Source organism: Stenotrophomonas maltophilia (assembly GCF_002799155.1).
GTDB lineage: Bacteria > Pseudomonadota > Gammaproteobacteria > Xanthomonadales > Xanthomonadaceae > Stenotrophomonas > Stenotrophomonas maltophilia_R.
The window spans coordinates 3673599-3686669 of sequence record NZ_NERD01000002.1; the positions used below are offsets into that span (position 1 = coordinate 3673599).

General features: G+C 68.2%; 10 protein-coding genes. 6 read left to right on the top strand and 4 right to left on the bottom strand.

Annotated features, from left to right (window positions below):
* Positions 1-120: 120 nt before the first annotated feature.
* On the bottom strand, positions 121-3480 hold the full coding sequence (locus B9Y82_RS17580; RefSeq protein WP_100474436.1) for a TIM-barrel domain-containing protein: 3360 nt from the start codon (positions 3478-3480) through the stop codon (positions 121-123).
* 322 nt (positions 3481-3802) lie between these two features.
* On the opposite strand from B9Y82_RS17580, the gene B9Y82_RS17585 reads away from it, so the two are divergent.
* The 6 genes from B9Y82_RS17585 to B9Y82_RS17610 all read left to right on the top strand — a co-directional run bounded on the left by B9Y82_RS17585 (position 3803) and on the right by B9Y82_RS17610 (position 11089).
* Positions 3803-4957 (top strand): SIS domain-containing protein, encoded by a 1155-nt coding sequence (locus B9Y82_RS17585; protein ID WP_100474439.1) that lies wholly within the window; start codon positions 3803-3805, stop codon positions 4955-4957.
* The gene (locus B9Y82_RS17590) at positions 4950-5888 is read left to right on the top strand and encodes an ROK family protein (protein WP_100474442.1); all 939 of its coding nucleotides are present in this window, start codon (positions 4950-4952) and stop codon (positions 5886-5888) included. Before B9Y82_RS17585 ends, B9Y82_RS17590 begins: the two co-directional genes overlap by 8 nt.
* A 16-nt stretch (positions 5889-5904) precedes the next feature.
* Positions 5905-7239 carry a D-tagatose-bisphosphate aldolase, class II, non-catalytic subunit gene (locus B9Y82_RS17595; protein ID WP_100474445.1) on the top strand — a complete coding sequence of 445 codons (1335 nt, stop codon included), beginning with the start codon at positions 5905-5907 and terminating at the stop codon, positions 7237-7239.
* A 33-nt stretch (positions 7240-7272) separates the two neighbouring features.
* Positions 7273-8049, top strand: a complete 777-nt coding sequence (locus tag B9Y82_RS17600; RefSeq protein ID WP_100475273.1) for a DeoR family transcriptional regulator — start codon at positions 7273-7275, stop codon at positions 8047-8049.
* Positions 8046-9173: an N-acetylglucosamine-6-phosphate deacetylase gene (locus B9Y82_RS17605; protein ID WP_100474448.1), complete on the top strand. Its 1128-nt coding sequence runs from the start codon at positions 8046-8048 to the stop codon at positions 9171-9173. The genes B9Y82_RS17600 and B9Y82_RS17605 overlap by 4 nt, the downstream gene beginning before the upstream one ends.
* 137 nt (positions 9174-9310) lie before the next feature.
* Complete coding sequence (locus B9Y82_RS17610; protein ID WP_100474451.1) at positions 9311-11089, top strand: MFS transporter; 1779 nt, start codon at positions 9311-9313, stop codon at positions 11087-11089.
* A gap of 52 nt (positions 11090-11141) precedes the next feature.
* On the opposite strand, the gene B9Y82_RS17615 is transcribed toward B9Y82_RS17610, so the two are convergent.
* The 3 genes from B9Y82_RS17615 to B9Y82_RS17625 all read right to left on the bottom strand — a co-directional run bounded on the left by B9Y82_RS17615 (position 11142) and on the right by B9Y82_RS17625 (position 13060).
* Positions 11142-11612, bottom strand: coding sequence for a SecDF P1 head subdomain-containing protein (locus B9Y82_RS17615; protein WP_100474454.1), 471 nt, complete (start codon positions 11610-11612; stop codon positions 11142-11144).
* Positions 11609-12160 (bottom strand): HdeD family acid-resistance protein, encoded by a 552-nt coding sequence (locus B9Y82_RS17620; RefSeq protein ID WP_100474456.1) that lies wholly within the window; start codon positions 12158-12160, stop codon positions 11609-11611. Before B9Y82_RS17620 ends, B9Y82_RS17615 begins: the two co-directional genes overlap by 4 nt.
* A 135-nt stretch (positions 12161-12295) precedes the next feature.
* Positions 12296-13060, bottom strand: a complete 765-nt coding sequence (locus tag B9Y82_RS17625; RefSeq protein ID WP_157804665.1) for a hypothetical protein — start codon at positions 13058-13060, stop codon at positions 12296-12298.
* Positions 13061-13071 lie beyond the last annotated feature (11 nt).

Consider the following 13071-nt stretch of genomic DNA (forward strand, 5'->3'; position numbering starts at 1 on the left):
CTGGCAGGGGTGCAGCGCAAAAAGTGAGCGCGTGGGCGTTCGGCGGGCAAAACGCTCCCGGGCCACGGCCATCAGGGCCGTAGTCGGAATGGGCGGGGGAGGAGCGGTGTTACGTAGGAGTCATGGGGCGACGATGCTGGCGGAGTCGCCCTCCTGGCCGATCAGGACGGCGTTGGCCCAGTTGGCGCAGACCTGGGCGGGTTGGCTGCCCTGCGCACCCAGCGTGCGCAGGCTCAGGGTGGAAAGGCCTCGGATGTCCAGCTCCGGCTTGACCACGCCGGGCGCCTTCACCAGGCCGCTGTCATACAGCAGGCGGTTGTCACCCCAGACCTGGAACTGCAGGCCGCCGGCGTTGCGGCAGGCGTCGTCGATGCCGAGGTCGGCGCGCAGCAGGTGCCAGCCGCCCTGCAGGCGCAGGTCGATGCGGCTGTTGGCGCCGACACCCAGGCCACGGCGGAACTGCAGGCCGTTCATGCGCATGCCGGCGTCGCCACGGAAGGACTGGTCGGTGCGCACCTGGCTGGCCAGCGCGGCCGGCACCGGCAGCTCGGAGAGATAGCGCTGCCGGGCCGGTCGCTCCGGTTCCTGGTGTTCAAGAATGTGGAAGGTGGACAGTGCGATCGGGCCGACATCGCGCGGCTGCAATGCATCGAACGCGCGGGCGCTGCCTTGTGCCGCGGTCACCATCGGGTCGGAGCTGCTGGCGCCGTCGCCCTCGGGGTTCTGCACGCTCAGCACGCGGAAGCGCAGCAGGCGACCGGCATGGGCCGGGAAGTCGATGCGCTGCAGGCCTTCCTTCAGCTGCAGGCGGCCACGGGCGATCGGCTCGCCCCACTCGCCATTGCTGTCACCCAGGTACACCTCGTAGTCGCGGACCTGCCCGTGCTTCCAGTTCTTGTCGTTGCGCGGCGCGATGTCGATGCCATCGATCATCTTCCGCTCGCCGAAGCCGATCACCCACTCATGCGCGCCGGTGCGCACGGCCTGGTTGCGCACGCTGCGGAACCAGGTGCCCGGATCCTCATCGAAGGCATTTTCCAGCGCATGGCCGGGTTCTTCGGCCGGGCGATTGACCACCAGCAGGCTGTCGGCCGGCAGTTCGCGGCCCAGCACCGGCGCGGCCGGATAGGCATCATCGGCGGCTGCGGCAGCGACTGCGAAGTCCAGCTGCAGCTGCAGCGGCTGGCGGATGTCCTGCGCGGCCGTGCGCACATGCAGCGTGCCGCGGCGCTCCTTGGCATCGAAGTACCAGCCTTCGCTGGCGCTGTTCAACGCAGCGGCATTGGCCAACGCAGGCAGCGCGCGGCCACCGGCCTGCACCGCACGCGGCGCCTGGCGGCTGAGCACGCGCAGGCCGTAGCGGCGCTGCGCCAGCTGGCCCTGGTATTGGCCCTGCACTGCATCGATCTGCACCTGCACCGGGCCACTGCCCTGCAGCGGCGCCTGCACGCGGACCTGCTGCGTGCTCGATTCGCCCTGCTGGTAGCGGCGGGTGTTGCCATCGTCTTCGTACAGCGTGTACTGCGAATGACCCTGCGGGTACAGGTCGAACGTCACTTCATCCAGCGGCTTCTCGCCATCGAACAGCATCGACGGGTACATCGGCAGGATCGCACCGGCGCGCACGAACAGCGGCAGCGTGGCCAGGTCCACCTGGCGGTCGAGTTGGCGGCCGTCGGTGCCGGCCTGCACGCGGCGGCCATCCCAATAGTCGATCCAGCCGCCGGCCGGCAGGTGGATGTCGCGGCGCCATCCGCGGCTGGCCGCCTGGCTGCGGTACACCGGCGCCACCAGCAGGTCGCGGCCGAGCAGGAACTGGTACTTGTAGGTTTCGTCCTGCGCATGCGGATCGCGCGGGTTGTCCCACATCAGGCCACGCACCGGCGGTGCACCGGTCTGTGCGGCCTCGTGCACCAGCCCGTACATGTATGGGGTCAGGCGCATCTTCAACTTCAGGTAATCGCGGTTGATGCTGCGGTAGGGCTCGTCGTACCACCACGGGTGCTTGCGCGCGTTCGACGACCAGCCGCTCATGCCCATCAGCACCGGGGTGAACGCCTTCCACTGCAGGTCGCGGGTGAAGGTCTCGGCGCTGCCGCCGAAGATCGCATCAACGTCGCCGCTGGCGTAGGCCATGCCGGACAGGCCCGAACCGACCAGGGTCGGCACGTGCCAGCGGATGTAGTCCCAGCTGCTGCTCTGGTCGCCGGTCCACGCTACGGCATAGCGCTGGATGCCGGCCCAGCCCATCACCGTCCACAGGAACGGGCGCGAATCGGAATTGTCGAGGATGCCGTTGAATGCCTGGCGGTTGGCATCCATCGCGAACTGGTAGCCCTTGCCGGTCCAGGCCACGTCCAGCTTCTGCACGCGGCTGCCAGCCTTGCCCACTTCCCAGGCGATCTTGTCGACACCGTTCTCGGTCCACAGGCCGGTGCGGAAGCCGTACGTGGCCAGGCCCTTCACCGTTTCCGGCAACTGCTTGTAGCCGCAGCCGTAACCATCATTGGGCAGGATCCAGCCACCGGGCATGTCGTGGGCGCGGTACTGCTTGGCCACGCTGTCGATCACATCCGGCGTGGTGCCGGTCGGGCCGTCGCTCCAGCCTTCAGGCACGGTGCCGGGCTTCTTGCTGTTGTCGCCGTCGTTGTAGCAATCGGCGTCGCCGTAGGACAGCGCCCAGCGCGCCACCATGTTGGGGCGGCCGGTCAGCTGGGTGTAGCGCTCGATCAGCTTTGGCAGATCGGCGCCGACGAAGTAGTAGGCATCGAAGCGGTCTTCGCGATGCAGCAGCGTGGCCTGGTCGGCCTCGCGCAGATCGTAGCTGCCATCGCTCCACGTATTGCGCAGCATGCCCCAGCCGCGGCTGCTCAGCAGCATCGGTGCCGGGCTGGGGCGGTCGCCCTCTTCCCAGCCGCCGGAGTAGGACACTTCCAGCTCGCGGCCCTTGAACTGGTAGCGGCCGTTCTGCTGGCCACCGCCGTAATAGCCTTCGTCGGCCTGCGAGGACAGCACCTGCACGCTCTGCGTGGCATCCAGGTCCAGGGGCTGCAGCTCCTGCCAGAGGGCGATGGGCTGGCCGTTGTCCAGGCGTTCCAGGCGCAGGCGCAGCGGCTGCCGCTGCACATGCAGCACCAGTGCATCGGTGCGCACGCGGATTTCCTGCGCGTCTTCTTCCAGCTGCGCCTGCACGTTCGCCTTGGGCTGCGGCAGCACGATCGGCGCGGCCTTGTCGCCTGCACCAGTGAGCTTGCCGTTGCGGCCGGCCTGCACGCGGATGATGTCGGTGGCCGGCAGCTCGATGCGGATGCGCGCGCCCTTGTCGGTCTGCAGGTCCCAGCCCTGCACGCCGTCGCGGCTGTCGCTGGCGGCCACCGAACGCAGGTTGCCAACCGGCTCGGCGCTGGCCGGCATGGACGCCAGCATCAATGCCGGCAACAGGGCCAGCATCAGCGGCGAGCGACGAACGCAGTTTTCCACGCGGACTCCCAACCCGTTCACCGGGCGTTTCGAAAGCGGTTGGGCCGACTCTAGGGCAGCGATTCGAAAGATGTCAACAAATTGAAAGGAAAAAGGAAGATATATTCCATTGAAACGAAAGTTGTTGCGCCGCAATACTTTGTGTAAGCGCTTGCAGGCGCCTGTTAAGCGTTGTGCGATACGGCATTCCGCGCATCCTTTCGTTTTTCATCGCACTGCGGATCGTGGAAAGACGGACGCTCATTTTCTTTCTTTTTGCTTTCGCAATTTGACATTTCGAAAGAAAACGAAGATGGTGCGCTGGCCCAACTGGAACCTCCGAATGGACGTCACCCTGCTTTCCGATGTGTCCGCCTGGCAGCGCCTGGGCGGAGCCGATACCGCTACTGAAATCGCCCAGCAGCCTGCGCTGTGGGAAGCCCTCGCCCAGGATCTGTCGCATGCCCGTGACCGCCTGCAGGCTTTCCTCGGCGACGGCCTCAACGATCCCAACCAGCGCGTGCTGTTCACCGGCGCCGGCAGCTCCGGCTTCATTGCCGAGATGGTGGCCGACGCGATCAACGCACAGTGGCCGGCCGAGGTGCGCGTGGTGCACACCACCAGCCTGCTGACCCACCCGGCGCTGTACCTGCAGCGCGACCGCCCGACCCTGCTGGTCTCGTTCGGCCGCAGCGGCTCCAGCCCGGAGAGCGTGGCGGCAGTGGACCGCGTGCGCAGCGATGTGGATGATGCGCGCTTCCTCGACATCACCTGCAATGCCGATGGCGAACTGGCCCGCCGTGGCGCCGGCCGTGCCGACACCTGCACCCTGCTGATGCCCTCGGCCAGCTGCGACCGTGCCTTCGCCATGACCAGCAGCCTGACCTGCATGCTGCTGGCCGCATTGACCGTGTTCGATCGTTCGCCGTGGGATGCGCGCGTGGCGCGCCTGAAGCAGATCGCCGCGCTGGCCCGCGAAGGCCAGGCGCAGTGGGATGCACCGGTGGCGGCGCTGGCGCAACGCCCGTTCAACCGCATCATCTACCTTGGCAGCGGCCCGCTGGAAGCGCTGGCACGCGAGTGCGCGCTGAAGGTGCTGGAGCTGACCGCCGGCCGCGTGCTGGCGCTGGCGAACACGCCGCTGGGCTTCCGCCATGGCCCGAAGTCGACGCTGGACGGCAACACCCTGGTGGTGGTGCTGCGCAGCGTGCAGCCGCTGGCGCGCCGCTACGAACAAGACCTGCTGGAAGAACTGCGCCGCGACGGCGTTGCCGGTCAGGTCCTGGCGATCGGCCCGCATTCGGACATCGGCGCCGATGATGAGTACACCCTCACCGTGCCGGCACTGGACGACCCGTGGCTGGCACCGGTGTGGCTGGTCTTCGCGCAGCTGTTCGCGCTGCAGCGCTCGGCCGCGCTTGGCCTGACCCCGGACAACCCGTTCCCGGATGGCACCGTCAACCGCGTGGTCAAGGGCGTCACCATCCACCATGGCTGAGCTGATCGCCCACGCCTGCTACGGCATCGACATCGGCGGCACCAAGATCGAGCTGGTGGCGTGCGATGCGGCGATGCAGGTCACCTGGCGCCGCCGCGTGGCGACGCCGCAGGGCGACTACGACGGCTTCCTGCAGGCGGTGCAGAGCCTGGTCGCCGAGGCCGATGCCGCGCTGGGCCGCAGTGATGCGGCCATCGGCATCGCCCTGCCCGGCGTGCGCGATCGCCGCAGCGGCCGCCAGCTGAGTGCCAACGTGCCTGCGCTGACCGGCCACAGCGTGGCCGCCGACCTGCAGGCGCGCCTGCAGCGGCCGCTGCATTTCGGCAACGACCTGCAGTGCTTCGCCCTGTCTGAAGCCCACGGCGGTGCCGCCGACGGCTACGCCAGCATGTTCGGCGCCATCCTCGGCACCGGTGCCGGTGGCGGGTTCTGCGTGCAGGGCCGCCTGCTGTCCGGCTTCAACGGCCTGGCCGGCGAGTGGGGCCACTGGAGCGTGCCCGGCCATCTGCTGCAGCGCCACGGCCTGCCCCTGATCGACTGCGCCTGTGGCCTGCAGGGCTGCGTGGAGCGGTATGTCTCCGGCAGTGGCGTGGCGATGATCGAACGCCACCTTGGTGGCAGCGCCGCCGACGCCAGCGCGGTGATCGCACTGGCCGAAGCCGGTGATGCCCGCGCACGCAAGGCGCTGGACATCCATCGCGACCTGCTCGGCCACAGCCTGGCCGCGCTGGTGCTGGCGCTGGACCCGCACGTGATCGTGCTCGGTGGTGGCCTTTCGCAGTACGCGCCGCTGTACCAGCAGCTGCCGGCCGCCATCGCCGCCCATCTGTTCAAGGGCGTGCAGGTGCCGCCGATCGTGCCGCCGCGTTTCGGCGATGCCGGCGGCGCACGCGGTGCCGCCCTGCTCGCCTGTCAACCCTCGTTTTCCTGATGTCCGGAGCCTGACCATGTCCCCGTTGCAGACCCTGCTTGCCTCCCACCGCGCCGGTGCCAACGTCGGCCTGTACAGCGTCTGCTGCAGCAACGAGCAGGTGCTGCGCGCGGCCATGCACGTGGCGCAGGCACATGGCACCGTGCTGCTGGTCGAGGCCACCTCCAACCAGGTCGACCAGTTCGGCGGCTATACCGGCATGACCCCGCCGCAGTACCGCGACTACGTCGGCACCCTGGCCGATGAAGAAGGCTTCCCGCGCGAGCGACTGATCCTGGGCGGTGACCACCTCGGCCCGAATGCCTGGCAGAAGCGCCCGGCCGCCGAAGCGATGACCCACGCGCGCGTGCTGATCGAAGCCTACGTCGCCGCCGGCTTCCACAAGATCCACCTGGACTGCAGCATGTCCTGCGCCGATGATCCGGTGCCGCTGCCCGATGCCATCGTTGCCGCGCGCTCGGCCGAGCTGGCCGAGATCGCCGAACGCACCGCGGCTGACCACGGCCTGCCGCCGCCGGTCTACGTGATCGGTACCGAAGTGCCGATTCCCGGTGGCGAAGCCTCGCTGGCAGAAGGCCTGCAGGTGACCACGCCGGCCGCCGCCGCGCAGACCCTGGCCATCCACCAGCAGGCGTTCGATACCCCGCAGCTTCGCGATGCGTGGCAGCGCGTGATCGCGATGGTGGTGCAGCCGGGCGTGGACTTCGACCACAGCAGCGTGCACGAGTACGACGCGGCCGCCGCCAGCACGCTGGCCGGCTTCCTCGAACAGCAGCCGCGCATCGTGTTCGAAGCGCATTCCACCGACTACCAGCGCGAGAGCGGCCTGCACGCGCTGGTGCGCGACCACTTCGCCATCCTCAAGGTCGGCCCGGCCGCCACCTTCGCCTATCGCGAGGCACTGTTCGCGCTGGCCGCGATCGAGGCCGAGCTGCTTCCAGCCGCGCAGTGCTCGCGCCTGCCGCACGTGCTGGACGAGGTGATGGTGGCGCAGCCGAAGTACTGGCAGTCCTACTACCAGGGCGATGAGGCCGCGCTGCGCCTGCTGCGCAGCTATTCCTTCAGCGACCGCTGCCGCTACTACTGGGGCGAGCCAGCGCTGGTGCAGGCGGTGCAGACCCTGTTCACCAACCTGGAACAGCATGCGCCGCCGCTGGTGCTGCTCAGCCAGTATCTGCCGGAGCAGTACCGCGCCGTGCGCGAAGGTACCCTGGCCAACACCCCCACCGCACTGGTGCAGCACCGCATCGGCCTGTGCCTGGGCGAATACGCCCGCGCCTGCAGCGCCAACCAGGCCGGAACCCGCGCGCACCACGCAGGCTCGGCTGCCGCCGTTGCTGCGAACGGCTAATCTCTACCTTTTCCCGCGAAACCGAGAATGGCCATGCGCAACACCCGCTCCCGCCGGCAACAGATCCTGCAGCTGCTGATCGAGCACGGCTCGGTGCAGGTGGCCGATCTGGTCGAGCGCTTCGGCGTGTCGGCGGTGACCATCCGTGCCGATCTGACCCACTTCGAGTCGCAGGGCCTGGCCACCCGCACCCACGGCGGTGCCACGCTGGTGCGCACGCCGCCGCAGGAACAGGACATCCACGAGAAGGACGCACTGAACCTGCCGCTGAAGGAATCGATCGGCGCGCGCGCCGCGCGCCTGGTGCAGCCCGGCGACAACATCATCATCGACTCCGGCTCGACCACGATGACCCTGGCCCGCCACCTGCGCGCGCATCGCGACGTGACGGTGATGACCAACGGCCTGAACATCGCCTGGGAACTGGCCAATGCCGCGGGCATCACCGTGCTGCTGACCGGTGGCCTGCTGCGCCAGCAGTCGCTGTCGCTGCAGGGCAGCCAGGCCGAAGCCAGCCTCAACTCGTACAGCTTCGACACCCTGTTCCTGGGCGTGGACGGCCTGGACATGCAGTTCGGCCTGACCACCCACGACGAGGCCGAAGCCCGCCTCAACCACCGCATGGTCGAACGTGCACGCCGCATCGTGGTGCTGACCGACGCCTCCAAGTTCGGCCGCGTCAGCCTGCACCGCATCGCCCTGCTGGATCAGATCCACGCCATCATCACCGACGCCGGCATCGACGATGCGACCCGCGAAGGGCTGCAGCGGCTGGGCATCGAAGTGATCATCGCCGAGCCCGCCGCATGACCGACACCCGCACCCTGCATGGCCGCATCCTCACCCCGCTGGGTTGGCGGCGTGGCCACGTCCACTTCGATTCACACGTACGCCGGCTGCAGGTGGACGACCACAGCGGTGCCGACGACCTGCAGCTGCCGGTGATCCTGCCCGGCTTCATCGACCTGCACGTGCACGGCGCGGCCGGCGTGGACCTGATGCAGGGCGGTGACGTGGCACGCACCATCGCCCGCACCCATCTGCGCTTCGGCACCACCACGCTGCTGGCGACCACCATGACCGCCGGGCTCGACGAGATCGAGCACGCGCTGCAGGGTGTGGCCGCCACCATGGCAGCGCCCGATGCCGATGCCGCCTGCATTGCCGGCGTGCATCTGGAAGGACCGTTCATCAGCCCGCAGCGTCTGGGTGCGCAGCCCAACCGCACGATCGAGGCGACGCTGGCACTGGTGCAGCAGCTGCATGCGCTGGCACCGATCCGGGTGATGACGCTGGCTCCGGAGATCGGCGAGCACACCGCGCTGATTCCCGCGCTGTCGGCAATGGGCATCCGCGTGCAGCTCGGTCACAGCGCCGGTACCTACGAGGAAGGCGTGGCCGCGCTGCAGGCCGGTGCCTCCGGCTTCACCCACCTGTTCAACGGCATGACCGGCGTCGATCACTATCGCCCGGGCATTGCAGCGGCGGCGTTGGCACATGCGCAGTACGCCGAGATCATTCCCGACCTGCAGCACATCCACCCCGGCGTGATCCGCCTGGCCGCGCGCGCGATCCCGCGCCTGTACGCAGTGACCGACGCCACCGCCGCCACTGGCATGCCCGATGGCGAGTACGCGCTGGGCGAGCAGCGCGTGCACAAGTGCGGTGGCTGCGTGCGCCTGGCGACCGGTTCGCTGGCCGGCAGCGCGCTGACCATGGACCAGGCGCTGCGCAACCTGGTGCAGGTGGGCCTGGAGCTGGCCGATGCCTCGCAGCGCGTTTCCACCTTCCCGGCCGATTACCTGGGCCTGGGCGATCGCGGCCGCATCGCGCCCGACGCCCGTGCCGACCTGGTGGTGCTGAATGCCGGACTGCGCCTGCAGCAGGTGGTGGTAGGCGGGCGCGTGGTCGATCTGAACGCAACACCAGCCTGACGCACCGCGCCTTTGTAGAGTCGAGCCATGCTCGGCTGTCCGCGCATGGCGCGGCAGAGCAATCGAGCATGGCTCGACTCTACAGAAAGCAATCCGCACCAAGCAATCCGCACCGAAACACCTCCTGGAATATGCCGATGACTGCACGCACCGCTCCGCGCTGGCCCGTACGCTACCTGCTCTTCATCGGCGGCCTGGGTGGCCTGCTGTACGGCATCGACATCGGCATCATCGCCGGCGCCCTGCCCTACCTGGAGGCAACGGCCAGCCACGCGTGGCAGCTCAGCAGCCAGCAGCTCGGCTTCGTCGTCGCGGCAGTGCTGCTGGGCAGCGTGTTGTCTTCGCTGTTCGCCGGCATGGTTGCCGACCTGATCGGCCGCCGCGGCGCGATGCTGCTGGCCGGCCTGCTGTTCACCGCCTCGATTCCGATCATGGCACTGGCCTCCGGCTACACGCCGCTGCTGCTGGGACGCTTGCTGCAGGGCATCAGTGGCGGCCTGATCGGCGTGGTGATTCCGCTGTACCTGGCTGAAGTGCTCAGCCCCGAACGACGTGGGCGCGGCGCGGCGATGTTCCAGCTGCTGCTGACCGTTGGCCTGGTGCTGGCAGCGCTGATCGGCCTGTACCACGCCCACGCCGTGGATGCCGCCGCCGAAGCCGTGCGTTCGCTGCCGGTCGCGCAGCAGGCGCAGGAACTGTTCACGGTGAAGGACCACGCCTGGCGCACCATCTTCTGGACCTGCCTGGCGCCGGGCCTGCTGTTCTGCGCCGGCATCTTCTGGCTGTCCGAATCACCACGCTGGCTGGTGCGCCGCGGTCGCATCGATGAAGCCCGCCGCAGCCTCCAGCGCGTCCTGCCCGCCGCAGAGGTCGAGCCCACGCTGGCCCAGATCCAGGCGCCGGAATCGAGCAGCAGCGACGGCAAGCGCGATCCGCTGCTCAGCCGCCGCTACGTGGTGCCGTTCCTGCTGGCCTGCGTGGTGCTGGCCTGCACCCAGGCCACCGGCATCAACTCGGTGCTGGCCTACGCGGTGAACATCCTCAACCAGGCCGGCCTGTCCGGTTCAGTGGCCAACGGCGCCGACGTGGCGATCAAGCTGCTCAATGCGGTGATGACCGTGGTCGCGTTGCTGCTGGTCGACCGCAAGGGCCGCAAGTTCCTGCTGATGCTCGGCAGCGGCGGCATCTGCGTGGCCCTGCTGGCCGCCGCCGCCCTGTTCTTCCAGGCCGAGCGCGGCCGTACCGACGTGCAGCCGCAGCTGCAGGCGGCGGTCAACGGCGATGGCCTGCAGCTGGTGCTGGATGAAGCCCAATGGCAGCGCCTCGGTGCTGGCATCGACAGCGAGGGCCGGCCGCTGCAGCTGACCGTATCGTATGCCTATGGGGACTTCACCAACGTACGCGCCCTGCGCAGCGACAACCTGACCGACCGCGAGCTGCGCATCGAGCGTGCCGGCACCGTGCAGCCAGACAGCGTGATCGGTGCGTTCTTCCGCACGCTGCGTCTGAACCCGTTCGCCGACCCCGCCAGTGCCACGCAGGCTCCGTTGCGCATCGAGCAGGCCCGCATCGGCCCGGTGCCGCCGCCGGCCCATGGCTGGGCGGTGGCCACCTGCATCCTGGTGTTCGTCGCGTTCTTCGCGGTCGGCCCCGGCGTCTGCGTGTGGCTGGCACTGTCGGAGCTGATGCCCAACCGCATCCGCTCCAACGGCATGAGCATCGCGCTGCTGATCAACCAGTTCGTGTCGACCACCATCGCCGCCATCTTCCTGCCCACGGTGGGCCACTACGGCTACGCCAGCATGTTCGTGTTCTGGGCGGCCTGCACCTTCGTGTTCTTCCTGGTGGCTGCGTTCTGGCTGCCGGAGACCAAGGGCAAGTCGCTGGAAGAAATCGAGGCCCGGTTCGCCCGGTAATCGTCGACCTGGGTCGACCTCCGCGCGCAGCGCGGGGTCGCAGGCGCGCCGGTCATTCGCCGGTGATGTGCCTGGCCAGATCCCGCGCCTCGGCAACGCTGGACAGCCCGCTCAACATCATCGATTCGCCGAACGGCCCCTGCACCGTCGCCACCATCAACACGCGGCCGTCCACGCTGAGCGCCGCGCGCTGGCCCACCAGGGCTGCCGTGCCATCATGGATGCGCTGGTGCGCTTCGGGTCGATAGCGGATCTGCAGGCCAGGTTGCTTGGCCTCATCCAGCACGTAGCGCACGTCGGCAATGTCGGTGCTGCCGGCAATCGGCGGCTCGCGCAAGGCCAGGGTTTCGCCTTGCCATTGCGCCGGCTTGCCTTTGCCGGAGGCGTCCACCGCGCTCAGGCGCACATCCACGCCAGGGCGCGGCACGTGATCCTTCCCTGCCAAGCCACCGGGCGTGGCGCCCGGCACGCATCCGGCCAGCACCAGTGCCGCCCCCAGCAGAAGCGGAAGCGCAACCCTCACCGCAGCTTCCGCAGCTTGAATGCCACCAACACCTGCAGCAGCCCGTACAGCAGGCTGCCGATGCCGATCCACAGCGTGGTCACCGCTACACCGGCATACGGGTTGGCCGCAAACAGCAGGCCCAGCACCACCGCCAGCACGCCGCTGAGGATCAGCAGCCACTCGCCTTGGATCTGCTTGCGCACGCGGATCGCGAACACGATGCGATAGATGCCGGCCACCAGCAGCCACGCCGCCAGGAACAGCACCAGCACGCTGGCGGTGGCCAGCGGATTGATCACCGCCAGGATGCCGAAACCCAGCGAAGCAATGGCATAGAGCGCGAGCCAGCCGCGCGAAGCGCCGCTGCCGCCACTGATCAGGGCGAACAGGCTGATGACGCCCTCGACGATGGCCATCACGCCCAGTGTCCAGGCCAGTGCCATGGCCGCCGACAACGGCCAGCCGATGGCGATGATGCCGAAGCCCAGAGCGACCAGGCCATACAGCAGGAGGATCCACCAGCTACGGCCAACCGCCGACAACAGGGGAGACAAGGGGGAATTCATGGCCACTCCTTCGATCCGGAATCGGGTTCATCGTAGCCCGTTGTGATGAAGAGGGGGGATCACGGTGATTCTGGATGGGTTCGTCTTGGATCGACGCCCCAATGGACATGGGCGTCAAGCTCCGTGACCGTTAGATCAAAGCCTGCTTCGACCCTCATTTGGACTCCGCAACCACCCGGCCGACGCCTCTGCTTCGCTGATACCCTCCTGGGCGGCGAACGCGGCAGCATTCATGTTGATCCACTTCACCTCGTCCGGGTGCAGCTGCCGATTGAACCGATCCCCGGTCACGGCAATGTTGGCGCCCGTGCTTCCACCCAGAGCCCCGCCCACCATCGCGCTGCCAACTTCCATCAGCGACTGGTAGTCCTCCCAGCTCAGGTTGCCCTTGTTGCTCTCGAGGAATTCCGAGATCGCGATCTTGGCCTTCTCCGCACCAGCAGCACTCACCAAGCCGTTCAGCGCATCCGCACCACCCAATGCGGCCATCGCTGCACCTGCCATGCCGTGCAGTAGTGCGCGGCCGTTGCCGCCGTCGGCCCAGAACGCCTTGCCTTCTTCGGTGTCCGCCTTCTGGCTCAGGTAGCCGCCCAGGTCGCCCACGCCCTTGAACAGCAGCTGCCCACCCAGCTGCATCACCTCGGCACGCTCCTGCATCTTGCGCAGGTCAACGGCCGACAGTGCGCTGTCGGTATCAAAGCCGGTCGCGGTCCGATCAAGACCTGCCAAAGCGCTCTCATTGCCATCGCGCACCACCACGGTGCCGGCGGCGATGTCCGAACGCGTGGTGCTGCTGTCGTTCTTCTTGGTACCGCCCAGCAGGCTCACTCCTGCGCCGGCCATGCTGCCCAGCGGGTTGCTGATGCCGCCACCGCTAGAGAGTTGAGAACCAGCGATCAATGGAGGCTTGT

Bases quoted from the DNA above. Each gene is read 5' to 3' on its own strand.
- B9Y82_RS17585 (WP_100474439.1), top strand. From the start codon at position 3,803: ATGGACGTCACCCTGCTTTCCGATGTGTCCGCCTGGCAGCGCCTGGGC.
- B9Y82_RS17590 (WP_100474442.1), top strand. From the start codon at position 4,950: ATGGCTGAGCTGATCGCCCACGCCTGCTACGGCATCGACATCGGCGGC.
- B9Y82_RS17595 (WP_100474445.1), top strand. From the start codon at position 5,905: ATGTCCCCGTTGCAGACCCTGCTTGCCTCCCACCGCGCCGGTGCCAAC.
- B9Y82_RS17600 (WP_100475273.1), top strand. From the start codon at position 7,273: ATGCGCAACACCCGCTCCCGCCGGCAACAGATCCTGCAGCTGCTGATC.
- B9Y82_RS17605 (WP_100474448.1), top strand. From the start codon at position 8,046: ATGACCGACACCCGCACCCTGCATGGCCGCATCCTCACCCCGCTGGGT.
- B9Y82_RS17610 (WP_100474451.1), top strand. From the start codon at position 9,311: ATGACTGCACGCACCGCTCCGCGCTGGCCCGTACGCTACCTGCTCTTC.
- B9Y82_RS17620 (WP_100474456.1), bottom strand. From the start codon at position 12,160: ATGAATTCCCCCTTGTCTCCCCTGTTGTCGGCGGTTGGCCGTAGCTGG.